This window comes from Anaerocolumna sp. AGMB13020 (assembly GCF_033100115.1).
Taxonomy (GTDB): Bacteria; Bacillota; Clostridia; order Lachnospirales; family Lachnospiraceae; genus Anaerocolumna.
The window spans coordinates 2,072,952-2,097,949 of record NZ_CP136910.1 but is presented as its reverse complement, the minus strand read 5'-3'; the positions used below and the strand labels follow the sequence as shown (position 1 = coordinate 2,097,949).

23 protein-coding genes are annotated in these 24,998 nt (G+C 39.5%); 20 read left to right on the top strand and 3 right to left on the bottom strand.

All coding sequences use genetic code 11. The annotated features are described in order from the left end of the window. Window positions 1-16 precede the first annotated feature (16 nt). The 6 genes from R2R35_RS08290 (at window position 17) to R2R35_RS08265 (ending at window position 6,116) form a co-directional block, all read left to right on the top strand. Window positions 17-856 (top strand): class I SAM-dependent DNA methyltransferase, encoded by an 840-nt coding sequence (locus tag R2R35_RS08290; protein WP_317734026.1) that lies wholly within the window; start codon window positions 17-19, stop codon window positions 854-856. 53 nt (window positions 857-909) lie between these two features. Then, window positions 910-1,788, top strand: a complete 879-nt coding sequence (hslO, locus tag R2R35_RS08285; RefSeq protein ID WP_317734025.1) for an Hsp33 family molecular chaperone HslO — start codon at window positions 910-912, stop codon at window positions 1,786-1,788. 399 nt (window positions 1,789-2,187) lie between these two features. After that, window positions 2,188-2,361 carry a hypothetical protein gene (locus R2R35_RS08280; protein WP_317734024.1) on the top strand — a complete coding sequence of 58 codons (174 nt, stop codon included), beginning with the start codon at window positions 2,188-2,190 and terminating at the stop codon, window positions 2,359-2,361. Between the two features lie 241 nt (window positions 2,362-2,602). Continuing rightward, window positions 2,603-3,211: a hypothetical protein gene (locus tag R2R35_RS08275; protein ID WP_317734023.1), complete on the top strand. Its 609-nt coding sequence runs from the start codon at window positions 2,603-2,605 to the stop codon at window positions 3,209-3,211. 37 nt (window positions 3,212-3,248) lie between these two features. After that, window positions 3,249-3,377, top strand: a complete 129-nt coding sequence (locus R2R35_RS08270) for a hypothetical protein (protein ID WP_317734022.1) — start codon at window positions 3,249-3,251, stop codon at window positions 3,375-3,377. A 345-nt stretch (window positions 3,378-3,722) separates the two neighbouring features. Next, window positions 3,723-6,116, top strand: coding sequence for a GH36-type glycosyl hydrolase domain-containing protein (locus tag R2R35_RS08265; protein ID WP_317734021.1), 2,394 nt, complete (start codon window positions 3,723-3,725; stop codon window positions 6,114-6,116). Between the two features lie 65 nt (window positions 6,117-6,181). Here the strand turns inward: R2R35_RS08265 and R2R35_RS08260 are convergent, their stop codons facing one another. After that, window positions 6,182-6,628, bottom strand: coding sequence for a helix-turn-helix domain-containing protein (locus tag R2R35_RS08260; protein ID WP_317734020.1), 447 nt, complete (start codon window positions 6,626-6,628; stop codon window positions 6,182-6,184). Window positions 6,629-7,177: 549 nt separating this feature from the next. Here R2R35_RS08260 and purC point away from each other — a divergent pair. From purC to R2R35_RS08190, 14 genes are all read left to right on the top strand, one after another. Next, entirely contained in the window at window positions 7,178-7,885 is a 708-nt protein-coding gene (gene purC / locus R2R35_RS08255; protein WP_317734019.1) for a phosphoribosylaminoimidazolesuccinocarboxamide synthase, read from the top strand. A 174-nt stretch (window positions 7,886-8,059) separates the two neighbouring features. Further along, window positions 8,060-9,502, top strand: a complete 1,443-nt coding sequence (gene purF, locus R2R35_RS08250) for an amidophosphoribosyltransferase (RefSeq protein ID WP_317734018.1) — start codon at window positions 8,060-8,062, stop codon at window positions 9,500-9,502. 297 nt (window positions 9,503-9,799) lie between these two features. Next, window positions 9,800-11,233 (top strand): adenylosuccinate lyase, encoded by a 1,434-nt coding sequence (gene purB / locus R2R35_RS08245; RefSeq protein ID WP_317734017.1) that lies wholly within the window; start codon window positions 9,800-9,802, stop codon window positions 11,231-11,233. A gap of 340 nt (window positions 11,234-11,573) precedes the next feature. Further along, a complete protein-coding gene (locus tag R2R35_RS08240) occupies window positions 11,574-12,272 on the top strand; it encodes an aspartate/glutamate racemase family protein (RefSeq protein WP_317734016.1) in 699 nt (232 codons plus the stop codon). Window positions 12,273-12,533: 261 nt separating this feature from the next. After that, window positions 12,534-12,812: a GNAT family N-acetyltransferase gene (locus tag R2R35_RS08235; RefSeq protein ID WP_317734015.1), complete on the top strand. Its 279-nt coding sequence runs from the start codon at window positions 12,534-12,536 to the stop codon at window positions 12,810-12,812. 186 nt (window positions 12,813-12,998) lie between these two features. Beyond that, window positions 12,999-13,340, top strand: coding sequence for an arsenate reductase family protein (locus R2R35_RS08230; protein WP_197032621.1), 342 nt, complete (start codon window positions 12,999-13,001; stop codon window positions 13,338-13,340). A gap of 41 nt (window positions 13,341-13,381) precedes the next feature. Further along, window positions 13,382-14,266, top strand: coding sequence for a LysR family transcriptional regulator (locus tag R2R35_RS08225; RefSeq protein ID WP_317734014.1), 885 nt, complete (start codon window positions 13,382-13,384; stop codon window positions 14,264-14,266). Between the two features lie 204 nt (window positions 14,267-14,470). After that, a complete protein-coding gene (locus tag R2R35_RS08220) occupies window positions 14,471-14,983 on the top strand; it encodes a deoxyuridine 5'-triphosphate nucleotidohydrolase (protein WP_317734013.1) in 513 nt (170 codons plus the stop codon). 88 nt (window positions 14,984-15,071) lie between these two features. After that, window positions 15,072-15,521 carry a DUF523 domain-containing protein gene (locus R2R35_RS08215; RefSeq protein WP_317734012.1) on the top strand — a complete coding sequence of 150 codons (450 nt, stop codon included), beginning with the start codon at window positions 15,072-15,074 and terminating at the stop codon, window positions 15,519-15,521. Between the two features lie 63 nt (window positions 15,522-15,584). Next, window positions 15,585-16,373 carry a DUF4362 domain-containing protein gene (locus tag R2R35_RS08210; RefSeq protein ID WP_317734011.1) on the top strand — a complete coding sequence of 263 codons (789 nt, stop codon included), beginning with the start codon at window positions 15,585-15,587 and terminating at the stop codon, window positions 16,371-16,373. A gap of 407 nt (window positions 16,374-16,780) precedes the next feature. Beyond that, complete coding sequence (locus R2R35_RS08205; RefSeq protein WP_317734010.1) at window positions 16,781-18,055, top strand: adenylosuccinate synthase; 1,275 nt, start codon at window positions 16,781-16,783, stop codon at window positions 18,053-18,055. A gap of 582 nt (window positions 18,056-18,637) precedes the next feature. Further along, window positions 18,638-19,519 (top strand): ROK family protein, encoded by an 882-nt coding sequence (locus tag R2R35_RS08200; protein WP_317734009.1) that lies wholly within the window; start codon window positions 18,638-18,640, stop codon window positions 19,517-19,519. Between the two features lie 95 nt (window positions 19,520-19,614). Continuing rightward, entirely contained in the window at window positions 19,615-21,387 is a 1,773-nt protein-coding gene (locus R2R35_RS08195; RefSeq protein ID WP_317734008.1) for a sensor histidine kinase, read from the top strand. Window positions 21,388-21,400: 13 nt separating this feature from the next. Continuing rightward, complete coding sequence (locus R2R35_RS08190; RefSeq protein WP_317734007.1) at window positions 21,401-23,008, top strand: response regulator transcription factor; 1,608 nt, start codon at window positions 21,401-21,403, stop codon at window positions 23,006-23,008. Between the two features lie 154 nt (window positions 23,009-23,162). On the opposite strand, the gene R2R35_RS08185 is transcribed toward R2R35_RS08190, so the two are convergent. Both R2R35_RS08185 and R2R35_RS08180 read right to left on the bottom strand, forming a co-directional pair. Then, on the bottom strand, window positions 23,163-24,089 hold the full coding sequence (locus R2R35_RS08185) for a CehA/McbA family metallohydrolase (protein ID WP_317734006.1): 927 nt from the start codon (window positions 24,087-24,089) through the stop codon (window positions 23,163-23,165). 219 nt (window positions 24,090-24,308) lie between these two features. Then, window positions 24,309-24,764 carry a DUF6669 family protein gene (locus tag R2R35_RS08180; protein WP_317734005.1) on the bottom strand — a complete coding sequence of 152 codons (456 nt, stop codon included), beginning with the start codon at window positions 24,762-24,764 and terminating at the stop codon, window positions 24,309-24,311. Window positions 24,765-24,998: the final 234 nt, after the last annotated feature.

Here is a 24,998-nt window from a genome sequence, read left to right as displayed (position 1 = left end):
TATACAAGGTTTAAGAATGGAAGCTTATACGGGGTTTGCCCAGGTTTATGATATCTTTATGGATAATGTGCCTTACGAAGAATGGGCCGATAATATAAGAAACATGCTGATCAAATACGGGGTGAAGGATGGTTTGGTTCTGGACCTTGGCTGCGGCACTGGAAATATTACCAGGCGTCTTGCCGACTACGGGTATGACATGATTGGCATAGATATATCAGAAGAAATGCTGGGTATTGCCATTGAAAATAAATACGAAGAAGTCGGTGAAGTCCTTCCTGGCAGTAAAAGAGAAGATATCCTGTATCTTAACCAGGATATGAGAAGCTTTGAGCTTTATGGAACCATTGGAGCTGTTATCTGCAGCTGTGACAGCATGAATTATATTTTGAAGGAAGACGACTTAAAACAGATTTTTCGACTGGTAAACAACTATCTGGACCCCGGCGGTATATTCTTATTCGATATGAATACAGAGTATAAGTATAAAAATGTTCTGGGGGACAGTGTAATTGCAGAGAATAGAGAAGACTGTAGCTTTATCTGGGAAAATTATTATAATGAGACCGATAATTTAAACGAATATCAGGTAACAATATTCATAAAGTCAGAATCGGATGAGAATGAGAACGCCAGGCGAAAGGCTGAAGGAAATCTCTATGAGAAATTCAGTGAAACACATTACCAGAAAGCTTATTCCATAGAACGTATCAAAGAACTTCTTATAGAAGCCGGTATGGAGTTTATCGGTGTTTACGATGGCTATTCAGAAGCAGCGCCAGCTGAAAATACAGAAAGAGTCTGTTTTCTGGCAAGAGAGAAATACCAACAGGGAAAAGAATATAAAGCAGACTGAGTTTAACTTCTAGTGTGTGCATAACAGGTTTTTAGAAAGGTAAGGTATAGATAATGGCAGATTATATAATAAGAGCTACAGCTGCAGACAATCAGATTCGTGCATTTGCAGCAACAACAAGAGAATTGGTAGAACATGCAAGAAGTGTTCATAATACAAGCCCGGTAGCTACAGCAGCCTTAGGAAGAATGCTGACAGCAGGTGCCATGATGGGTAGTATGATGAAAGGAACCGATGATTTGCTGACTCTTCAGATTAAAAGTGATGGACCAATTGGCGGTATTACGGTTACAGCAGATGCCTCTGCCAACGTGAAGGGATATGTCTATCATCCGGAGGTTATGCTGCCTCCAAGTCCTGCGGGGAAGCTGGATGTAGGAGGTGCCGTAAATCCCGGAATTTTAAGCGTAATTAAAGATATGGGATTAAAGGAACCCTATGTAGGCCAGACGCAGCTGGTATCAGGCGAGATCGCGGAGGATCTGACCTATTATTTTGCAGCATCGGAGCAGATTCCTTCTTCTGTAGCCTTGGGAGTACTGATGAATAAAGATAATACGGTCAGAAAAGCCGGCGGCTTTATTATACAGCTTCTGCCCTTTGCAGAGGAAGAGGTAATACAGAAGCTGGAGGAAAAGTTAGCAAGCCTTCCCTCTATTACTTCTTTATTAGTGGAATATGAAACACCGGAGAGAATTCTTGAAATTATTCTTGGTGATATGGGGCTTTCCATTATGGATAAGATGGATACAAAGTTCGAGTGTAACTGTACAAAGGAAAGAGTAGAGAAAGCAATTGTGAGTATTGGTAGAACAGAAATACAGGAAATGATCGATGAGGACAAACCCATTGAAGTAAATTGTCACTTCTGCAGCACTCATTATCACTTTAACGTAGAGGATTTGAAAGATATCATAACTAGAAGTAAATAAGTAATTAGGCAAATGCTATAGTAAGACATAGATTAGCAAGAAGAGACATTAGGAAAATAACGAGACAATTAGGTAATAATTATTTTGTTTCAGCATCTGATTCAATTAAGATAAATATGAGCAAAAATAACCGGGTACATTTTTTTGTACCCGGTTATTTTTTCTTGTTATCCTTGGGAATAAACACTTGTTGTATTATTAATTTATGCAGAAAAAGGTATAAAATTCTGTTAATGTATGACATATAAAATTTGAAATATTACCCATTAAATGTTATATTAAAACTATGCAGGAACTATAAATATAACTCGTATTTTTTTATCGGTATCATATATATAGCCTGCTGCTGTCATGTTTCATGTGGTACGCTTGTTCTATACTATTGGGAGGAAAGGATGAGTGAAAGAAAGTAATAAATCGAAAGGATACCACAAGGAGATTCTTTCATTCTTTTATTTGTGGAAGTATGGGCGCAGAAAAAGAGTAATTGCTTTTCAGGGTTGTAATAGAACAGAGAAAAGCAGGGAAGAGATACTGATAAATAAATCTTTCATCAAGGTTTGGATTGAATAGAAACGAAGGTGGTGCGTTATGGCAAAATATGAACGAAAACTAAAAGGAGATAAATACCATTGGTGAAGAAACATTTCTGGAATTATGTAAAGACTCCGTGCAAAATTATATACGAAAATAATAAATAAGTAACGAACGTTTTTCATGGAGCGGCACAATCCTTCCTATGCTACACAGGATAGGGAGATTGAAACTGATATCAGCGCATATTCTTGCTAAAAATTTATAATCGAGGTGGTATATGAATTATACGAATAAATGGGGAACTGAAGTAATTGATATTGCACTAACCTATGCAAATCATGAGTGGTATGCAGCTGAGAAGAACGTAAAGCATGGACTTGATTCCTGCAATAACATGGTTGATACGCCAGATGTAACTTGGACTGGTACCCAGCTCCATTGTGGATGGTGGAAGGCAGATGAAATGAATAAAGGGATTCCTTATAGCTGGGGAGGTGCTTCTACCATAGAGGAATTTGACAGAGGGTTATTGGACGGAAAATATGCAGGAAACGTACCGGAAGATAAGTCACGACGTGGCAGCTATGATTGTGTGGGAATCGACTGCTCAGGGTTATTAAGTGTTTGCTGGAAACTGCCGAACAGAGTATCCACAAGAGAAATTCCAAATATCGCTAAAAGGATCGAAACACCAGAGGATATAAGAAAAGGTGATATTCTCGCAAAGATTGGAAATCATGTAATGTTATTCGTTGAATTTAGCAGAGATGAGAAAGATACAGCTATTATAATTGATTCTACAAGAAGTACAGGAAAAGTCTCTTTGAGGAAAGTAGATATGGGAGTATTATTTCATAATGGCTATGGGATATATCGAAAGATTTGATTTCACGTAGCAATATGATAATGAAAGGAGACGGGGGATGAAGTATTTACTAAAAAGTGGCGTTGCTATAATAATATATACAGTTCTAATACTCATTTTAGATGTTGAAATGGGAATCGGTATAAAGGACAAATGGGATAAGCTAATGAAGCAGATCAGACAATAAGTACATACATGAACTATGAAAGGAGGGGAAACTCTCCTTTCATTTATTATAGAAAATAATAATCCCTAGAATAATTGAAATGAAATTCAAACTAATATAAAATGTATTAAGAAACTTTCGTAAAATATAGAATTGTAGCATAATAAAGAGATTGCCGTAGAATAAAACAACGGTGATACTTCCAGATAAAAACACATTTCTATGTAAAATATACAAATTATCCTTCGCTTTTACATTGCTGTTTTACGAAATATATAGTAAAATAAGAATAGCGCATAGACAAGATATCAGTGTATCGCAAGAGCAACTTGCGAAATATTTCGTAAAATGAAAAGGAGTGTTAAAATGAATTACGGTTATTTCGATGAAGAACAGAAAGAATATGTAATTACAAAACCCAATACGCCTGCACCTTGGGCGAATTATCTTGGCTCTCCGGAATATGGAGCTATTATATCCAATAATGCGGGAGGATATAGTTTTGTAAAGAGTGGTGCTAATGGAAGAATTCTCAGATATCATTTTAACAGCGATGATACACCGGGCAGGTATCTTTATATCAGAGACGACGAATCCGGTGATTACTGGTCTGCATCCTGGCAGCCGGTGGGTAAGGACTTAGCGGTATATAAGAATGAATGCCGCCATGGTACGGCATACACCAGAATGACCGCAGAATATGCAGGTATAACCAGTGAAGCTCTTTATTATGTTCCTCTGAATAAGACCTATGAAGTATGGAGACTGAAAGTTAAGAATGATTCTGATGTGGTAAGAAAGCTGTCATCCTTCAGTTATGCAGAGTTTACCAATGATAGCAACTATGAGCAGGATCAGATTAATCTGCAGTATACCTTATTTATAACCAGAACATATTTTAAAAACAATAAAATATTCCAGACAATTAATGAGAATGAACTTAAAAATGCAGAAGGCAGCAACGGCAAAGAGCGTTTCTTTGGTTGTGTAGGTGCCGAGGTTACCTCCTACAATGGTGACAAAGGGGCATTTATAGGGAATTACCATACCTACGGCAATCCTGTGGCTGTAGAAAGGGGACGCTGCGATAATGTGTTAAACTACAACTCAAACGGCTGCGGTGCCCTTCATTCAGCCTTTACCTTAAATCCCGGTGAGACAAAAGAAATCGTATATATTCTTGGCAGATACAACGACAAAGAATCCGATAAGATCTTAAAGGAATATGAAGACCTTAGTGTAACCGAAAAAGAGCTTAAGGAATTAAAAGATTACTGGCACAGCAAGTTGAATAATTTTCAGGTAAGCACCCCCAGCAAAGAATTTAACAGTATGATCAATACCTGGAACGCTTATCAGTGCTTTATTACCTTCATCTGGTCCAGAGCAGCTTCTTTCGTCTACTGCGGACAGAGAAACGGTTATGGATACCGTGATACCGTACAGGATATCCAGGGAATTATCCATCTCGATCCTGCTATGGCAAAGGAAAGAATCCGCTTTATGCTCTCTGCTCAGGTAGATAACGGCGGTGGTCTGCCTTTGGTTAAATATGATCACAATGCCGGTCATGAGGATACGCCGGATGATTATTCCTATGTACAGGCTACGGGTCATCCGGCTTATCGTGCAGATGATGCCCTATGGTTATTTCCTACGATTTTAAAATACATTGGAGAGACTGGAGATACCCAGTTCCTGAAAGAAGTAGTTCCTTATGCCAACAAAGATGAGGATACTGTATACGGACATTTAAAACGTGCTATTTTGTTCTCTATGGAAAGAATGGGAGATCACAATATGCCTGCCGGTCTTCATGCTGACTGGAACGATTGCCTAAGACTTGGTAAGAAAGGTGAATCAACCTTTGTTGCCCTCCAGCTTTATTATGCCATGAGTATTATCAAAGATTTTGCGAAAGATCAGAATGACAGTGATTATATTGAATACATCGATAAGGTACAGGCAGAACTGGGAGAGATTATTCAAAAGCTTTGCTGGGAAGAGGATAGATATATTCGTGGAATCAAAGAAGACGGCCAGGTTATCGGCTCAAAGAAAGACAAAGAAGCAAGTATGTGGCTGAATCCCCAGTCCTGGTCAGTAATCAGCGGACTTGCAAGCAAGGAACAGGCAGAAGCAGCACTGGAATCTGTTCATAGAGAATTAAATACCCCTTATGGTGCAAGAGTAATGGCGCCTTCCTTTAAGGATCATGCCTTCCCCGGAGCCCTTGCCATTCTTTTTAACCCGTCCACAAAAGAAAATGGCGGTATCTTCTCTCAGCCACAGGGATGGATTATTCTTGCGGAAAGCTTGATGGGACACGGAAACAGAGCCTTCGAATACTTTAAAGAAAGCTCTCCCGCTTCCTTAAATGACCAGGCAGAAATCCGGGTATTGGAGCCTTACGTTCACGGACAGTTTACAGAAGCGACGGAAAGTCCCTTTGAAGGACGTTCACATGTACACTGGCTTACCGGAACCGCTTCCACGGTTATGGTTGGCTGTGTGGAAGGAATTCTAGGTATGAGACCGGATATGTATGGACTGAGAGTTGCACCTGCCATTCCTTCTGAGTGGAAAGAGATAACCATTAATAAATCTTTCAGAGGAAAGCTCTTAAATATCAAGGTAGAGAATCCAAACGGTGCAGAAGGCGGTTACAAGGAAATATATTTAAACGGAGTAAAGCTTTCTGATAACTATATTCCTGAGAACCAGATGAAGGAAAAGAATGAAGTAATTCTGGTAATGTAATAAAAAATATAGGCACAGGCGGTTACCTTACAGCCTGTGCCTATATTTTATTGAAAGAAATATTCTTACAGATGATTCAAGCTTTTTTTACTAAGCAGTTCAAGACGGTAACGTTCGAGTTCCCGTGCGATTTCATCGTCCGGTAACTGATTCCTGTATATTTCGATCATCTTTCCTATCATAAATTCTTTATTTTCCTGATTAAGCCTGTCATAATAACGTATGAGTTTCTTGTGCTCAGTTGTCAACGGTAGGGTCTGATAATTAGGTACTGTATTGGCATTGCATTGCATCGTATTTTCATTTTGGTTTTGAGAATTGCTTCTGCCTAAAAGAAAATCGGTGGAGACATTGAAAAACTTAGCCAATGACAATAAGGTTTCTACGGTTGGGAGCTTTTTGCCGTTTTCATAGTATGCAATGGTGCTTTGGGTCAGATTTAATCTTTGCGCCAGATCCTTCTGGGTTAATCCTCTGTGTTCTCTCAATTCTTTTAATCTTGCATCAAACAAAACAGCACCTCCTGATTTGATATTATATAATAATTCATAACTGTTTGGTGTTATTATAACCAAAATAAATAATTGGATTGACAAACATGACTTTAAGTCATAAAATGTAAACATGACCAGGCCTAAAAAGTTAAATTGTAGTAGGAGTACTTTGAGTTCAGAAGCTTTGGTCATAAATATGCCCAGACTAAAATCCTGTGTTAATGGAAGTGCGAAGCCCCTCAAAACTTTCCGCATTGGATCTTAGTGATGTGCACTATGACGAATTGCTACATTGATACCAAAGAATCTGTGAGATCTGAAATCATCAGCTTACAGGTTTTTTGGTTTTTTTATATAATCCCTTGAATTAATAAGTAAAAACCTGAAAAAATTGAAAAATATAAGTAAAACTTATAAATTTGATTAGCAGAAACTAAGGGCGGAAAGCTGGAAATTACGATTTATCTATTGCGATTCTAATTTTGTAGGATATAATAAGAAGAGTAAGACAAGCTTTGGATGTAGAGTAATAACATGATGTGATAAGAACACAGATAGGAGCCGAATATGGAAAAGTTAGAGATGCTTTATGAAGGTAAGGCTAAAAAAGTTTTTAAAACAGCACAGGAAGATGTTTATATTGTTGATTATAAAGACGATGCGACTGCATTTAATGGCTTAAAGAAAGGAACCATAATCGGAAAAGGTGTTATTAACAACCGGATGTCCAATCATCTGTTTAAATTACTGGAAAAAGAAGGCGTAACCACACACTTTATTGAAGAATTAAGTGACAGGGAAACTGCTGTTAAGAAAGTTGAAATTGTACCCTTAGAGGTAATTATACGTAATGTATCCGCCGGAAGCTTTGCCAAGAAATTAGGTATGGAAGAAGGTATTAAATTACTTGCTCCCACATTGGAATTCAGCTATAAGAATGATGACCTGGGAGATCCTATGATTAATGATTACTATGCAATTGCCTTAGGTCTTGCTACAAGAGAAGAAATCGATAAGATAACAGAAATGACTTTTAAGGTAAACGAAGTACTTAGCAAATATTTTGCGGAGTGTGGCATTGAATTAATAGATTTTAAGATAGAATTCGGAAGACATAAGGGAGAAGTTATCCTGGCAGATGAGATTTCACCGGACACCTGCAGACTATGGGATATCAAGACCCGCGAAAAATTAGATAAGGACCGTTTCAGAAGAGATATGGGTAACGTAGAAGATGCTTACAAGGAAGTATTACAGAGAATCGGTCTCGCTTAAAGATTACAGTCTGGGTTGTTGCAAATAGAAGGAATGGTATGTACTGTACCGGATTTTGCAGCAGCCCATTCTTAATGAAAGTCAGTAAACATTTGGTTTGGAATAAGGATGAATAAACTGATATTGGTATAAGAATAAAACACGTGTATTAGTTTCAATCAGAAAGGAATTTAAATGGATAAGAGCGCGCAATTTGACACCTGGGATTCAGATGAGTTACATGAAGAATGCGGAGTTTTTGGTATCTATGATTTTGACGGTAATGATATTGCTTCAACCATTTATTACGGACTATTTGCTTTACAGCACAGAGGACAGGAAAGCTGCGGTATTGCAGTTAGTGACACCAATGGTCCCAAAGGCAGTGTAAAGTCTTATAAAGGTTTGGGACTGGTAAATGAGGTGTTTACACCGGAAAGCCTGGAGGGGCTGCAGGGGAATATCGGTGTGGGCCATGTACGTTATTCTACCGCAGGAGCCAGCAACAGAGAGAATACTCAGCCCCTGGTTCTTAATTATGTCAAAGGAACTTTAGCACTTGCACATAATGGTAACCTGGTCAATGCCATGGAATTAAAAGATAAGCTGTCCTATACGGGAGCAATCTTTCAGACCACAATAGATTCAGAAGTTATAGCCTATCTCATAGCACGGGAGAGATTACAGACCCGCAGTGTAGAAGAGGCTGTAAAGAACGCCATGATAAAATTAAAGGGAGCATATTCCCTGGTTATCATGAGCCCGAGAAAACTAATCGGTGCAAGAGATCCTTTTGGTTTCCACCCCCTTTGTATCGGTAAACGAGGAAATTCCTACATTCTGGCGTCAGAAAGTACGGCCCTTGACACCATCGGTGCAGATTTTGTAAGGGACGTGGAGCCCGGTGAAGTCGTTATGATTAACAAAGACGGGATTCATTCTGATATGTCACTGGCACAGCCTACGAAAGCAAAATGTATCTTTGAATATATTTATTTTGCAAGGCCGGACAGTTATATTGACAATATCAGTGTATACAATTCCAGAATTATGGCGGGAAGAATACTGGCACAGACCCATCCTGTGGAAGCAGATATCGTTGTAGGAGTGCCGGATTCCGGCAATGCTGCTGCTTACGGTTATTCCCTGGAGTCGGGAATACAGCTGGCAACGGCCTTTGTAAAAAACAGCTATGTGGGAAGAACCTTTATCAAACCCAAACAGTCCATGAGAGAATCCAGTGTTCGTGTTAAGCTTAATGTCATAAAAGATGTAGTGAAAGGAAAACGTGTCATTATGATAGATGATTCTATTGTAAGAGGCACCACCAGTGAACGTATTGTAAGAATGCTAAAGAATGCAGGAGCCAGTGAGGTTCATGTAAGAATCAGTTCACCGCCTTTTCTCTATCCCTGTTATTTTGGAGTGGATGTACCCTCTGATGACCAGCTGATTGCCCACAACAACACCGTTGAAAATATATGTGATATGATTGGTGCAGACTCTCTTGGGTATCTGGGTGTGGATAGACTCAGCGAGCTGATAGAAGGTGACAAGGGATATTGTGATGCCTGCTTTACAGGAAATTATCCCATAGAACCGCCGACAGAAGATATACGTGGGGAGTATGACAGATAGACTGTTGGTACAGTTTTACGAAAATCGAGGGCACAAATTTTATATGAGATGAACAAAGTAGTGCAAGGGCTTATAAGTTAATAAACTATAGTGGTGGTTTTATAAATTCCGAAAAAGAACTTGCAAAATACAATAATTTTAAGGATAATTAGATATAGAGAATAAAAGGGGAGTGCTTGAGTTGAATGAAAAAACTGGCAGTCCCCACATCTGCGGTCAGGTCAAAGATAGGCAAAGAAGCAGATGGCAAGCACAGTAACGGCTGAAAGAAGAGTGCCGTCAATACAGGAGGAAACAATGAGCAATGATAAATATGTAAGCCCTATGTCAGAGAGATATGCCAGCAAAAGAATGCAATATATCTTTTCCCCCGATATGAAATTTAGAACCTGGAGAAAGCTCTGGGTAGCACTGGCTGAGGCAGAAAATGAACTAGGTCTTCCTGTGACCAAGGAACAGATTGATGAACTGAAGAAATATCAGGATGACATTAACTATGAGGTAGCAAAAGAAAGAGAAGCCCTGGTCCGCCATGATGTTATGTCCCATGTTTACGCCTATGGTGTTCAATGCGAGAAAGCAAAGGGAATTATCCATCTTGGTGCAACCTCCTGTTATGTTGGTGATAATACAGACATTATCGTTATGACGGAGGCTTTGAAGTTAATTCGCACAAAGCTTCTAAATGTAATGGACAAGCTTAAGAGCTTTGCCATGGAATACAGGGAACTTCCAACCCTTGCTTTTACACATTTTCAGCCGGCTCAGCCTACTACAGTAGGAAAGAGAGCGGCACTGTGGCTGATGGAATTAAAGCTGGATTTTGACGATGTGGAATATCTGATTGATTCCATGAGACTGCTTGGCTCAAAAGGTACCACCGGTACACAGGCAAGCTTTTTGGAATTGTTTGAAGGAGACCATGAAAAAGTAAAAGCACTGGATAAAAAGATTGCGGAGAAAATGGGCTATGCAGATTGTTATCCCGTAGCCGGTCAGACTTATTCCAGAAAAGTAGATACCAGAGTATTAAATGTACTTGCAGGAATTGCTGCCAGTGCACATAAATTCTCAAATGATATCAGATTGTTACAGCATTTAAAGGAAATTGAAGAGCCCTTTGAGAAGAACCAGATTGGTTCCTCTGCTATGGCCTACAAGAGAAATCCAATGAGAAGCGAACGAATTGCATCCCTGGCGAATTATGTTATCTGTGATGCCTTAAATCCTGCCATAACCTCCTCCACCCAATGGTTTGAGAGGACTCTGGATGATTCTGCGAATAAGCGTATCAGCGTACCGGAAGGTTTTCTGGCAGTGGATGGAATTCTTGATCTTTATTTGAATGTAGTAGACGGACTGGTGGTTTATCCAAAGGTCATTGAAAAGCATATTATGGCGGAACTTCCTTTTATGGCGACAGAAAACATTATGATGGATGCTGTAAAAGCAGGCGGTGACAGACAGGAGCTTCATGAAAAGATTCGTACCCTTTCCATGGAAGCCGGACGTAATGTAAAGGAAAAGGGACTTGATAACAATCTGCTGGAGTTAATTGCTGCAGATCCTTCGTTTAACCTGACCCTGGAAGAACTGAAACAGACCATGGACCCTAAGAAGTATGTGGGACGTTCCAAGGAACAGGTGGAGGAATTTATCAATGAGGTAATTCATCCACTTTTAGAAGAGAATAAAGAGACTCTTGGAATGACAGCGGACATTAAGGTTTGATTTGAAGCTGTTTAATCGAGATTGCGTCTGATAGATATCGGATAGGAAGCAGGCTGGGTGTAAACTCAGCTTGTTTCCTATCCGATTATTTTAGCCTATTTAGTTTTCCTTTTCAATTCTTTATCGCTTATAACGGAAGCTTTGCCAGGGTATGTCCAAAAACTGTATGTTCCGGAATGGAGGTCTGAAATAGACAATACATAAGACCGGAAGCTTTGTTACACAATAAAGGTATCCGTTAAAGCTTGCTATCATATTCTCTGACATATTATGGTCTGAGTTATTTAGTAAAAATATCAAATGTGGTAAAAATCATATTAAAAATACAAGGAGTCAACCTATGAATGATTGCACTATTGGGATATTAGCCGGTATGGGACCAAGATCAACTGCGCCTTTCATCGATTTAGTAGTAAATGAATGCCAGTTACAATACGGCGCTGAATATGATGAGGAATTTCCCAAAATGATGATATATTCTTTACCCACTCCATTTTTTATTGACCGTCCCATAAACCATGATCTCATGAAGAAAACCCTGATAAAAGGATTGCAGGAACTTGAAACTACCGGAGTAAATTTTATTGCACTACCTTGTAATACAGCACACATTTATTATAATGAGCTGAAGGCTTCTGTGCAGGTGCCCTTATTGAATATCGTTGAGGAAACCCTTAAAAATATGCCTCTTGCTTCTCAAAGAGTAACCTTATTTTCGACAAGCTCAACTTTTGAGTCAGATATTTACCAAAAAGGTATTCAAAAGGCTGGTCACAAATTTATCTTTAAACAGGAATGGCAGTCCGAAATAAATAATCTGATTCAGTGTGTTAAAAAGAATAAAAATGATAACCAAAACAAACTCCTTTGGGAGAACCTTATAAATGAAGTAAAGCAAGAATTCATAGATTATATCATAGTTGCCTGTACGGATTTAAATGCTGTGAAGGATTTGTTAACGACACCGGTACATTTCATAGACTCCTCTAAATGTCTGGCTTCGGCTGTGGTTAGAGAATATATGGAGTTAATAAAATAGTATCAAGTAATCCTTTCTATTTGTAGCATATAAAAATGAAATAAATGTACAGTAATACATAACCTTATAATGTAATTGGGAACAATTACCTGACGTGAGCTGAAATACCCGGAGGGCTTTAATTGCTCTGCCAAAACGAAAAAAACATCTGACAGTCCGCTGCAAAATAGCCTTGCAATTACCGGAGTAACCCCTTACAATAGAAATGTATGTAATGTTATTACTACGGTAGTTAAAAACAGGAAAGCGAGGAGCAGGAGTATGGAATTTAAACAGGAACCAAACCGTATCTATCTGGAAGACGGAGAGGGCAAGACAATTGCAGAAGTTACTTTTCCCGAGATCCATGCAGGAACGGTAAACGTCAATCATACCTTTGTAGATGATTCCCTGAGAGGACAGGGTATTGCCGGAAAATTAATGGAAGAGTTGACACAAAAGCTTCGTGCCGAGAACAAAAAGGCGGTACTGACCTGTTCCTATGCAGTAAAATGGTTTGAAAAGAATACGGAATATACTGATTTGGTTCAGAAGGTTTGATTTAATTGCGGGAATTATAGCATATAAATTAAGCGTATAAACACATAAATGCTATAGTAACTTATATTTGTTTTGTTTAGGATAGATTTGTAAAATATATAAGTCTAAGGAATATTTTTGCCTGTCAAGGTATGAATAAGATCTGGTTTTTATAACAATCTGTCTGTGTTTAGGAAAGAGGATGGGATGAACATACAAATTTTCGGGAAATCCAAATGTTTTGATACGAAAAAAGCAGAAAGGTATTTCAAGGAAAGACGAATTAAGTATCAGATGATAGACTTAAGGAAGCACGGTATGAGCCTTGGCGAATATAAAAGTGTGAAAACGGCTGTGGGCAGTATGAGCAGACTGATGGATGAGCATTCCAGGGAGTATGAAGAGAATTATGTAAAGTACCTGTCAGATGAAGTAGATAAAGAAGAAAAACTCCTGGAGCATCAAGGGATGTTTCAGACCCCTATCGTAAGAAACGGCAGACAGGCAACAGTGGGGTATCAGCCTGATATCTGGAAAGACTGGGTGTAGGCGTAAGATTATGAGCTATCAAAGGGATACGAAAGGCACATATGGATATAAGTCTGGAATACTATAAAATATTTTATTATGTGGCAAAGACCGGAAGCTTTACGGCAGCAGCTGAGAAACTGAATATCTCCCAGCCTGCTGTCAGTCAGGCTGTCAAGCTGTTGGAAAGAGAGCTCGACGGAAGCTTTTTTTTGCGAACACAAAAAGGAGTAAGGCTGACACCGGAGGGTGAAATGCTCTATTCCTACATAGCTGCCGGGTATGAGAGTATTTTAAAGGGGGAGGAACTTTTAAGAAGGAGACTTGACCTGGAAAATGGTGAAATCAGAATAGGTGCCAGTGATATGACACTGAAATACTACCTGCTGCCCTATCTGGAAGAGTTCCATGACAAATATCCAGGAATTAAGGTGAGCGTAACCAATGCACCAACCCCTGAGACTCTGGAATATTTATATAATGGTAAGATTGATTTTGGTATTGTAAGCGAGCCCTTTATTGCGAAAGCTTCGGTGAAGACCAAACCGGTCAAAGAAATACGGGACATATTTGTAGCAGGCAGCAGATTCTCTCACCTGTCCGGCAAAGAGCTGGAATACAGGGATTTAGAAGAGCTGCCTATTATCTGCCTGGAGGGACTTACCAGTACCAGGACATATGTAGACCAGATACTAAAAAACAACGGTGTGATATTAAAACCGGAATTTGAACTTGCAACCAGTGATATGATTGTGCAGTTTTCTTTAAGGAACCTTGGCATAGGCTCTGTGGTCAATGACTTTGCAAAAGAGTATATCAAGAAAGGTGAGCTCTTTGAGCTTACCCTGAAAAGGCAGCTGCCACCAAGACATTATTGCATCGTTACCAGTTCTAAGAACCCGGTGTCTATAGCGGCTGGAAGACTCCTTGATATGATGGGGGATTAATTCTTATATTCATACCCACTGGAATCAATGCTTTTATTCGTAAAAAACTTATATTAAAATGAAGTTCGTTTTATCGTCTCAAGGTATAAGGGCTGGAAATAATGTGCTTTCATATCAGGAGAGTAAAAATATATTTTTATCATATACATAGCAAAAGAAAGGATTAACTCAGCTGAGAGTATTTGGAAGGCTGATGCGGACAACATGAAGAGAATAGCAAAATTTGAAAAAGTAACATTTGAGCAATTTAAGAAAGATTGGATTGATACATTCCCAGATACGGATACAGAGGAAGTTGTTACTATATATGAAGCCATAGAACTGCCAAAACGTGCTACAAAAGGCTCTGCCGGATATGATTTTTACAGCCCTCTGGACTTTAGCCTGTCCCCCCGAGCTGGCATTAAGATACCTACCGGTATAAGAGTATCGATGGAAGAAGGCTGGGTGTTGAAATGTTATCCCAGAAGTGGACTGGGCTTTAAATTCAGACTGCAGATGAATAATACCGTTGGAATCATTGACAGTGATTATTATTATTCCGACAACGAAGGACATATCTTTGCCAAGGTTACAAACGATTCCAATGAAGGAAAAGTTGCAGAAGTAAAAGCTGGATCAGGTTTTATGCAGGGAATCTTTGTGGAATACGGAATAACCGTAGATGATGAGTGTGAAGAAGAGCGTAACGGCGGATTTGGAAGTACAACAAAATAGTAACTTCCTCATGAGGCTAAGGACAGGGCAGCAGTTGTTTAAATCATGTTCCAGATTGCAGGGCTCTGTCAAGCAGAAAGGAAATGAGATGAAGGTTTTAGTCAGTGCCTGCCTTTTAGGATTGGATTGCAGATATTGCGGAACGGGAAAATACATTCATGAACTGAAAAGCTTGAGTCAGGAACATCAATTTATTCCGGTATGTCCAGAACAGCTGGGAGGTCTTCCTACACCAAGAAATCCGGTGGAATTAAGGGAAGGGAGAGCTTTAGAACAGGAGGGAACTGACCGAACAGAGCAATTTATAAAGGGTGCGGCAGAAACCTTAAAACTGGCAGAATATTTTGAATGCAAAACAGCGATTTTAAAAGCGAACAGTCCTTCCTGCGGATATGGCCAGATTTATGACGGTACCTTTAAAGGTATACTCAAAGAAGGAGAGGGATTAACGTCAGCGCTCCTTAAGAAAAAAGGGATTAAGATCTTTTCGGAAGAAGGACTAAAAGACTTTAAAGTATATGCCGGGAAAATTGGGTAAAGCTAATACAGCGTGATAAACCTGTTGAATTGTTGTGTGTCAAAACACACAGATGGGAGTCCTATGAAAAGTATAACTTTATCATTACAGAAAATATTCTTGCTAACATTGCTTTTATGCCTGGTTATACCTGCATCTGGTTGTCGTAAATCAGAAGTAGCGGCAGATAAGACGCTGCGTGCTATTGTATTATCAGTCCATGAGGAAAGCATAATGACAGCGGTGTCTGGTAAAAATGATGTCCTGACACCGTTTGAACCGGTTTCAGTTCATTATAAAGATGCAAAAGAGTTAAAACTTCAATTAGGTACGGTTATAGAAATATTATTTGATGGTACGGTGATGGAATCCTATCCCCCTCAGATTTCGGCAAAGAAAATTAAGGTGATAGAGGAGGTGGCGGATAACTGGCCTCCCACGAAAGAGATTCCTGAGGAGTATCCTTACGAGTCAGCAAAAGCAGACGGATTGTATGTAGAAGGTCTCAAAGAAACTGCAAATATTGAACTGGTTGACCGCTTTTTAGATTACAGTACCCAGGGTATTACGGCATATCTAAGAAAAGTTTCCTATACTATAGAAGGAGATCCTATCATTACGGATGTTATTCATGATGGCAGTAAATATTACGCCGTAACGGATGCTTCCAGAGATGCCTATGCCTCAAAGGAAAAGTTTATAACAAAAGAGTATTCCTATATCAATACCTATGAAAAGGATAACAGAAGAATTGTCTATCTGGCAGATAGGAAAGATATCAACCCGGAAGATTTTGAAGAGCTGGTGCTTAATCCGGATAGCGAAAATCACATGGACGCCTTCATACTGGCAGATAATATGATATCACCGTAATACAAAGCTTATCTCTCGTGGGAGCATATATAAAAAGTAAGAAGGAATCCCTGAGGGATAAGCTGAAAGCAATTCAAAGAAAATATAGGATGGTATTTGCTAACAGGAATGATGGACACAGAAGAACCTGCTATAAAAACAGATGCGCTGGAGGATTAATAGGAAGGCCGGGATAAATTTTACATAATACAGCATCCTATACTATAGCAATGCCTGCCTGTATAAGGAAGCAATATAATCAGGGATTATGGACAACATAAATAATATTGATTTTACTTATGTCCTGAATGTATGTATAATAGGAAAGTAATAAGGCATGGTAACTGGTTTGTTACAATGCCATTTTTTATGCAGAAAAAGGATGACTGTATAAGAGATAACTCATGGTTGCAAAAGGAGGAAATTCTATGGTAAAAGCAATAGTAGGCGCTAATTGGGGCGATGAAGGCAAGGGTAAGATAACGGACATGTTAGGTCAGGAATCTGATATTATTGTAAGATTTCAGGGAGGCAGTAATGCTGGCCACACAATCATTAATAAGTATGGTAAATTCGCACTTCACCTTCTTCCCTCAGGTGTATTTTATGAGCACACTACCTGTATTATCGGTAACGGAGTAGCACTTAATATTCCTTATCTTTTTGAAGAAGTAAAATCCTTAACAGACAGAGGCGTGCCGGAACCTAAACTCCTGGTTTCTGACAGAGCACAGATTATGATGCCATATCATATCCTCTTTGACCAGTATGAAGAAGAAAGACTGGGCGGCAAATCCTTTGGTTCCACCAAATCCGGTATTGCACCCTTTTATTCCGATAAATATGCAAAAATTGGCTTTCAGGTATCCGAGCTTTTCGATGAAGAAAGCTTAAAAGAAAAAGTTGAAAGAGTATGTGAAGCTAAAAATGTTATCTTAGAGCATATGTATCACAAGCCTCTCATCAACACTGAGGAATTATACAATACCCTTATTGAATACAGAGAAATGGTTAAGCCATATGTCTGCGATGTTTCAGCTTACCTGTATGAGGCTATAAAAGAAGGTAAGAATATCTTATTAGAGGGACAGCTTGGTGCTTTGAAAGATCCGGATTTCGGAATTTATCCGATGGTAACTTCCTCCTCCACACTGGCAGCCTACGGTGCCATAGGTGCAGGTATTGCTCCTTATGAAATCAAGGAAATCATTGCAGTTGCCAAGGCTTATTCCAGTGCTGTAGGAGCCGGTGAATTCGTAAGTGAGATTTTTGGTGAAGAAGCCGATGAGTTAAGAAAAAGAGGCGGTGACGGCGGCGAGTTCGGTGCTACTACCGGCAGACCCAGACGTATGGGCTGGTTTGATGCAGTAGCGACAAGATATGGCTGCAGAATGCAGGGAGCAACACAGGTTGCACTTACTGTTCTGGATGTTCTGGGGTATTTAAAGGAACTGCCTGTATGCGTAGGCTATGAGGTAGATGGTGTTGTAACAAAGGATTTCCCCACTACTGTTAAGCTTGCCAAAGCAAAACCTGTTTATGTAAATCTTCCCGGCTGGAATCAGGAAATTAGAGGAATTACGAAATATGAAGAGCTTCCTGAGAATTGCAGAAAATATATTGAGTTTATTGAAAAAGAAATCGGTGTTCCTGTAACTATGGTATCCAATGGACCTGGCAGGGATGAAATTATTTATCGCTAAAAGGCTGGGTTCTTTAGTGGTTTTAAAGTGCAGGTTTTTACAAGGGGATAGAAATTTGTGACAAAGAGAAGGTTTCCATAAGGGGACGGAAATTTGCGTCAAACAGAAAGACTCATGCTTCCATTCCAAGGTATAAGAAGTCCTAATTCTCTGAAGCTTTTGTGCTTGGCATATACGAAAACAGATAACTCGCTACGCTCAGACAATCTGTTTTCGTATATAGCACATAAGCTGCAGAGAATAGGACTTCTAATACCTTTCCATAGGCGCATTCCTCTTTCTGTTTGGCGCAAATTTCCTGTTTACCTATTAAAGAATGGTTTTTGAGACTTGCAGCTTTGGTGTGTATCATAGAAAAATACAGTGTTTTTTGAAGATTTGTGAACTGCCTGATTTGAGTTTGTATGATATAATGAAAGCGGAAAGAGGAATTGCAAGCTCGCTTGCGAATTCCGACTGGAGCAACAAGAAAATGAACAAGTATTATGTTCATTTTATAATGAAAGCGGAAAGAGGAATTGCAAGCTCGCTTGCGAATTCCGAATGGAGCAACAAGAAAAGGAACGAAAGACGGAGGGTATTATGATAATTGGAGGAATTGAAGCCGGCGGTACAAAAATGGTTTGTGCGATTGGTAATGAAAAGGGAGAAATCCATAAGAGATTTACAATTCCGACAGAGTCACCTGAAGTTACAATTCCTGCATTAATCAGATTTTTTGAAAATGAATCGATAGAAGCGCTGGGAATCGGATGTTTTGGTCCTATTGATTTGGACATTTCATCTCCTACCTACGGTTCGATTACCAGTAGTCCGAAATTAGCCTGGCGTAACTTTAATATTGTAAAGGCTTTTCAGGATGCATTGAAGATTCCCATAGGCTTTGATACGGATGTGAATGGTGCTGCTCTTGGAGAAGCTGTCTGGGGAGCGGGCAAAGATTGTGAGTCGGTAATCTATATTACGATTGGTACCGGAGTGGGAGTTGGAGTCTGCATCAATGGATTGCCGCTGCATGGACTGGTTCATCCAGAGGCTGGTCATATTCTTGTTACCCGCCATCAACAGGATACCTATGAAGGATTTTGTCCTTATCATGATAACTGTCTGGAAGGCCTTGCTGCCGGACCGGCAATAGAGGGCAGATGGAGACAAAAAGGGCACGAGCTGTCAGAACGGGATGAGGTCTGGGAACTGGAGGCTTTTTATATTGCCCAGGCTGTTACAAATTATATACTGACCTTATCACCCAATAAAATCGTTTTATGGGGCGGTGTTATGCATCAGCCACAGCTGTTCCCCGCTGTAAGAGAGAAAGTTCTGCAAAATTTGGGTGGATATATCCGTCATGAGGACATTATGAAAGATATTGATAACTATATTATACCACCAATACTTGGGGAGGATCCCGGTATCTTGGGTGCTATAAGACTTGGATATCTTGCATTAGAGAAGACACTATAGAATAATTTATAGATTAATATTATAACCCAAGAATAAGTGCAATGACTGCTATGGTGCTTTTATTCTTGGGTTTTTTGCAAATTGAGGAAGAAGAAATGAAAGAAAAGTTAAAGAGACTGCACAGATTTGTTTTTCATTCCAGTACCATATTTACTCAGCTGGTCGCTTTTACTGCGCTGGTAAGCATTGTACCCATACTGTTCATAAGTTCTCTGGTATTTCAAAAAATTACAAATTTGGTTACAGAGGAGTTGGTGAATTCTCATAATCAGCTGATTGCCCAGTATACGTCGAGTCTGGAAAGCAAGCTTTATCAGTATAATGACAGCTTAAGGCAGATAACCAATAACACCATTATTGTTAATACCCTGATGAATAAGACGGAGGATAATAATCCACGGAGCAAAGGAACAGATGTTAGTACAGAAGTAAATAAATCACTTCATTTGGAAAGCCCGGAGCTGCGTAATTGTATGATTTACTCCAATAATTCAAACGGTAAGATCTATGGCAGCAGAGTTGCAATGATGGATGGAGCTACCAGGGAGAGCTGGTTTCCCAAAAGCCTGTCTGCCAGAGGTAATTATTTTATTTATATGGCAGGCAAAAAGAAGGAAGCTATTCTTTCCTTAAAGCAGGATATTATCTATATAAATACTGCGGACTATACCAGTGAATTCATTGGTATGGTTAAACTGGATATTTATCTGGAAAGGCTGTTGGCACCAACCGTTACTTTTGGTGAATCGGTATATTCATATGATGTAATCGCTTTAGACAGTAACTCTGATATCATATATTCCTCCAACCAGGATTATAATTCCATACTAAAAGACTTATCCTATGAGGAGCTTAACTCTCATAAGACCAATTATTATAAAGATGCTATGGTTATCAGCCCGGAGCATGAAATAAACTTTGGTTTAAAACTGCTGTTTCTTTTCAACAACAGCCAGTTGAACAAGAAGAAAGCGGATGTACAAAGCAGTTTCTTACCGGTTCTCTCAGTGGTGATTGGAATTATTTTTGTTACCATGTTTGCTTTTACCAGAAGCTTTTCAAAAAGAGTAGAGAAGCTGATTCATAAGATAAAGGTGGCGGAAACCGGTGATTTATCCATAACGGAAAAAATTGAAGGAAATGATGAGATTGCAGTTCTGGACAGGCAGTTCAATACAATGCTTGAAAAGCTTGATACCCTGATAAAGAAAAATTATATCCAGCAGCTGGAGAAGAAAGAAAGTGAATTCCGTAACCTGCAATTGCAGATTAATCCTCATTTTCTTTACAATACCCTGGAAACCATCAGTTCCATTGCGGCGGTCAAGGGCGTCTTTCTCATCTGTGATCTTTGTGAAAAGCTTGGAGGGAATTTCAGATACAGCCTTGGAAAAAACTATGGTGAATTTGTAACGGTTAAACAGGAACTGGTGCATACTCAGAATTATGTCTATATACAGAAAACCAGATTTGAGAATAAATTTGATGTGTTTTACAATGTTGATCCAGAAATGGAGGATAAGCTGGTGCTGCGGTTCATTCTGCAGCCCATTGTGGAGAATGCCATTGTTCATGGCCTGAGCAAAAACAAAGGGAAAGGAACACTGGAGATTTCCATCAAAGAGGTCAATCATATGCTGGTCATAAAGATTGAAGATGATGGTGTCGGCATGTCGCAGCAAAAAGTTGAAGAAATCAGTAATTATATCAATGATACCCACCAAGCGGAACAGACCAGACAGGGAATCGGTATCAGAAATGTTAACCAGAGAATTCAATTAGCTTGTGGAATTGAATATGGAATTACGATAGAGAGTTTGCAGGGACGGGGAAGTTGTTTTACAATTACCCTGCCACTTCTTCAATAGGGAGGGTATTAGCGTGAATAGGAGTATTTTGATTGCAGATGATGAGGAACTGATAAGACAGGGGATTAAAGCCAGATTGGAGTATCTGAATCTGATGCCGGCAGTGCTGTATGAAGCCGACTCAGGTGAACAGGCAATTGAGATTTTAGAGCGGCACAAAGTGGATATTATCATAACAGATATCCGCATGGCGGGGATGGACGGGTTAATGTTTATTCGAACTGCCAAAACGAAGCTGCCGAAATTGCAGTTCATTATACTAAGCGGGTATGCAGAATTTGAATACGCGGAACAGGCCATTCATTTGGGGGTGAATGCCTATCTGTTAAAGCCTGTGTCAAACGAGAACTTAAAAAAGGCAATTGAAGATTCCTTGCAGAAAATTGAGGAAGAGGAAGCTTTGAGACTTAGTATCAGAGAAGGTTCACGTTCGCTTGCAGAAAAAAAGGATTATATGCTGGACAAAGCAGTCAACGAACTGCTCAGGAACCAACTGGAAATTGATAATCTGTGCAAAACAGGTAAACTTGCAGGAATTGAATTTCCTCTGGAAAATCAATGGAGTATTGTTTCCGTAATTCATATTAATTCTGAAAGCTATGAACAGAAATGTTTTGACTACAAGGATATTGACCTTATTAAATTTTCCATAAAAAATGTATTTTATGAAATTGAAGGAGAGGGAAGACGGCTTATTGTTAACAATCTTTCCAACATGAATCAGCTTTATGTTATTTTTACCAATACCAATCCAGCCAGGCTGCGGATTGAAGCGGAGAAAGTATTTACCAAACTTCAGAATCTTTTATGGAAGAAGATGCGAGTCTCCTTGACCTTTGGCAGCAGCTCCATAGCAGCTCAAATTACTGTGGATAGCAGCAAAGAGGCACAGGAGGCTTTCCTGCAGAGAATGATTCATGGAAAGCTCAATCTTTATTTCTACGATGATATTAAGATTCTTTCAGCGGAGCAATTTCCGGTATCAGAGCTGCATATGCTGCATCAGTATATTGAGCGGCACGATGCCGGGAACATAGAATTCCTGCTTAATGATATCTTTTCAGAGGATAAGATTAAACGGTACAATGTTGCCTATATTCGTATTGTTTGGGCGCGTATCATACAGATTCTTATCACGGTATCTAATCCGCTGTTTACCAATGATCCAAAGAATATGGAGAAGCTGGTGCTGAATTTTGAGATCTTTGAAACCTTTCAATCAGTAAAGGAATTGATTAACTACCTTTACCTGCTTATATTGGACAGTATCTCTGTAAAGGGAGATATTGATATCAATGCCAGAAACAAGATAAAGCTGGGTATCAAATACATTCAGGATAATTATAACCGTGATATATCCATTACGGAACTGGCAGAAAAATTTGCAATTAGCCCCAATTACTTCTCCACCATATTTAAGAAAGAAACCGGGCAGACAACTGTAAATTACATCAAAAATCTCAGGTTGGAAAAAGCCTGTGAATATCTGATACGATCGGATAAAAGCATTGCGGAAATCTCAAAAGAGGTCGGTTATGAAGATAGTCAGTATTTTTTCCGGGTCTTTAAAAAATCAACTTCTCTGACACCTCTGGAATATAGAAGACTGCATCGCAAGTGAGATAACGGATTGAGGTATCAGTAAATCACATATCTGTTATGTGATGCAAAATACTTCAGTCTGTTGAAAAAGAGCCGTGTTTCTTAAGGCATAGGAAGCCCTGATATTATGAAAAGGTCTTCTTATGCCTTTTTGTTTCAATCACACCCTAAGCTTACAAATAGATTACAGGTGCAACAGCCAGAAGGTTTTCAATCTCCGTATTCTGTTGATAGAGTTTCGGTATAACCACAGTATCGTTTTGCAGTTCTGTATAATCAACTGTTAGTGGAGTCTTTCGGTCGAACTGTTTTGTAAGGACTCCTTTTTTAGTTCGCAGGGTCAGATAATAAGGAGCCTCCTCCAGATGAATATAACCAGGCTTATCCGTATCGATTATGGTAAAGGTGAGCCGTTTCCTTTTGTCATCAATCGCACACTCTGTTAACGGTCCTTTGGAAATCCAGGTTTTCTGCGTTAGAACAGCAGTTTCCAGTTCCTTTGAGATATCGCCTTCAGGTTTTCCTTTTATAAAGGTTGCGTATTGATTTTTCATATCCCATCTGCCGTGAAGATCCATTCCGCAGGTAAAGGCAAGCCTCTCGCCCTCCAATACCAGTGCTTCCCACCATAGAAGTCCTCGTTCGTTTACCTCATGAAGGGGTTCGGGATTGTTGAAGATCTCGATGAAATCAATGGAGGAATAGTCTGTGATTTTCATGTCAAAACGGCATCCTCTGGCAAAAGGATGTCCGTATGAGAAGGGGTGAGCAATTCCTACCAGGGCATTCTTTTCTTTTGCAGCCCCAAAGAGCAGTTCAGGCTTGTGGAGATTCACATTCTCCCAGGATACGTATTCTTTCAGGTTAAGACACAGGATATGCCCGTAATAAGTGGTATATTCCATTCCGTAGATACAGTTTATAGGGAAGTTGTTCTCTGCCAGCAGTGTGGCGACTTTTCTGTGCCCGGATATGGTATTATGGTCTGTTATGGCAAAGGCATCGACCTGGTCAGCAATCATAAATTCCATTAATTCCAGGGGAGTCATGCTGCCATCTGATTCCGTGGTATGATTATGTAATTCCAAACGTTTAAACATTATAGTTCCTTTCTCTGTCTAAGGCATATCAGGGATTGCTTAAAGCAAATCCCGCCGTTTAAGATGCTCCTCTTTACAGTCTTCTGCGCTGTTATTCCGGTAATTTATCTTTACGGTGTCTCCGGAATCTCGCCATGCGTTCTGCTTAGTGGAACCTTAAGCCGGTTCCGGCAGTCTTAAGCTACACCCTGGTAAAATAATAATAGTACATATCTGATTTTAACCTTCTACCGTTAAGGTCAGCTGATAATCGGTTTGATCCATAATGACATTAAATACAACCAGAGTAATCTTAAGAACACCTGCTATACCTGTTTGCGGTAGACAGCCATCGCTGGTAAAGTCAGGTGTGAAGGTCATTTGGCGGGTGGTAAGCTGTTTGTGTACCCCGCCTATAAATTCGTCATTCATAGTAACCAGAGTATGAATCTCTGTTTTCATTTCGCGAAGGGTGTTATCAAGCTCCTCATCTGAGTAATCGCTGATGCCATATTCACCGCCGTAGGTGTGAAGGAATTCTGACTTTAATTCCTCGGTAACCTCAGTATAGCGTTGTTTATTAAATGAAAATTCTATATTCATGCCTTTATATTCTTTGTCCAGGCAAACTGTATAGGAGATCTGCCCCACAAAGCCCTTGTTCAAGGAGCCGCTGGCTTGAAAGTAAGTATGCATGATTATTGGATCCTTTCTTTTATTATAGTGTGCTTTTATTCAATTCCATGGAATGAAGAGCACGGTTCTGTCTCTTCAATATACTACTGGCAAATATAAGAAACAAGATGTTAGCGGTAAGTTATAGAAATATCCACTATAGTTTGAATGTTTATCCATTGTGGTGGTGGGGGATTCATTTTAGTATTATTTTAATGCGTTGTGGGAATGACAGGGGTGGCAAGGGGACAACAG

What these genes read in the sequence shown, in the direction of transcription:
- R2R35_RS08240 (WP_317734016.1), top strand. Translation starts at nt 11,574, where the DNA reads ATGAATGATTGCACTATTGGGATATTAGCCGGTATGGGACCAAGATCA.
- purC (WP_317734019.1), top strand. Translation starts at nt 7,178, where the DNA reads ATGGAAAAGTTAGAGATGCTTTATGAAGGTAAGGCTAAAAAAGTTTTT.
- R2R35_RS08185 (WP_317734006.1), bottom strand. Translation starts at nt 24,089, where the DNA reads ATGTTTAAACGTTTGGAATTACATAATCATACCACGGAATCAGATGGC.
- R2R35_RS08235 (WP_317734015.1), top strand. Translation starts at nt 12,534, where the DNA reads ATGGAATTTAAACAGGAACCAAACCGTATCTATCTGGAAGACGGAGAG.
- R2R35_RS08220 (WP_317734013.1), top strand. Translation starts at nt 14,471, where the DNA reads ATGAAGAGAATAGCAAAATTTGAAAAAGTAACATTTGAGCAATTTAAG.
- R2R35_RS08230 (WP_197032621.1), top strand. Translation starts at nt 12,999, where the DNA reads ATGAACATACAAATTTTCGGGAAATCCAAATGTTTTGATACGAAAAAA.
- R2R35_RS08275 (WP_317734023.1), top strand. Translation starts at nt 2,603, where the DNA reads ATGAATTATACGAATAAATGGGGAACTGAAGTAATTGATATTGCACTA.
- R2R35_RS08205 (WP_317734010.1), top strand. Translation starts at nt 16,781, where the DNA reads ATGGTAAAAGCAATAGTAGGCGCTAATTGGGGCGATGAAGGCAAGGGT.
- R2R35_RS08210 (WP_317734011.1), top strand. Translation starts at nt 15,585, where the DNA reads ATGAAAAGTATAACTTTATCATTACAGAAAATATTCTTGCTAACATTG.
- R2R35_RS08290 (WP_317734026.1), top strand. Translation starts at nt 17, where the DNA reads ATGGAAGCTTATACGGGGTTTGCCCAGGTTTATGATATCTTTATGGAT.
- R2R35_RS08215 (WP_317734012.1), top strand. Translation starts at nt 15,072, where the DNA reads ATGAAGGTTTTAGTCAGTGCCTGCCTTTTAGGATTGGATTGCAGATAT.
- R2R35_RS08195 (WP_317734008.1), top strand. Translation starts at nt 19,615, where the DNA reads ATGAAAGAAAAGTTAAAGAGACTGCACAGATTTGTTTTTCATTCCAGT.
- purF (WP_317734018.1), top strand. Translation starts at nt 8,060, where the DNA reads ATGGATAAGAGCGCGCAATTTGACACCTGGGATTCAGATGAGTTACAT.
- R2R35_RS08225 (WP_317734014.1), top strand. Translation starts at nt 13,382, where the DNA reads ATGGATATAAGTCTGGAATACTATAAAATATTTTATTATGTGGCAAAG.
- hslO (WP_317734025.1), top strand. Translation starts at nt 910, where the DNA reads ATGGCAGATTATATAATAAGAGCTACAGCTGCAGACAATCAGATTCGT.
- purB (WP_317734017.1), top strand. Translation starts at nt 9,800, where the DNA reads ATGAGCAATGATAAATATGTAAGCCCTATGTCAGAGAGATATGCCAGC.
- R2R35_RS08265 (WP_317734021.1), top strand. Translation starts at nt 3,723, where the DNA reads ATGAATTACGGTTATTTCGATGAAGAACAGAAAGAATATGTAATTACA.
- R2R35_RS08270 (WP_317734022.1), top strand. Translation starts at nt 3,249, where the DNA reads ATGAAGTATTTACTAAAAAGTGGCGTTGCTATAATAATATATACAGTT.
- R2R35_RS08200 (WP_317734009.1), top strand. Translation starts at nt 18,638, where the DNA reads ATGATAATTGGAGGAATTGAAGCCGGCGGTACAAAAATGGTTTGTGCG.
- R2R35_RS08180 (WP_317734005.1), bottom strand. Translation starts at nt 24,764, where the DNA reads ATGCATACTTACTTTCAAGCCAGCGGCTCCTTGAACAAGGGCTTTGTG.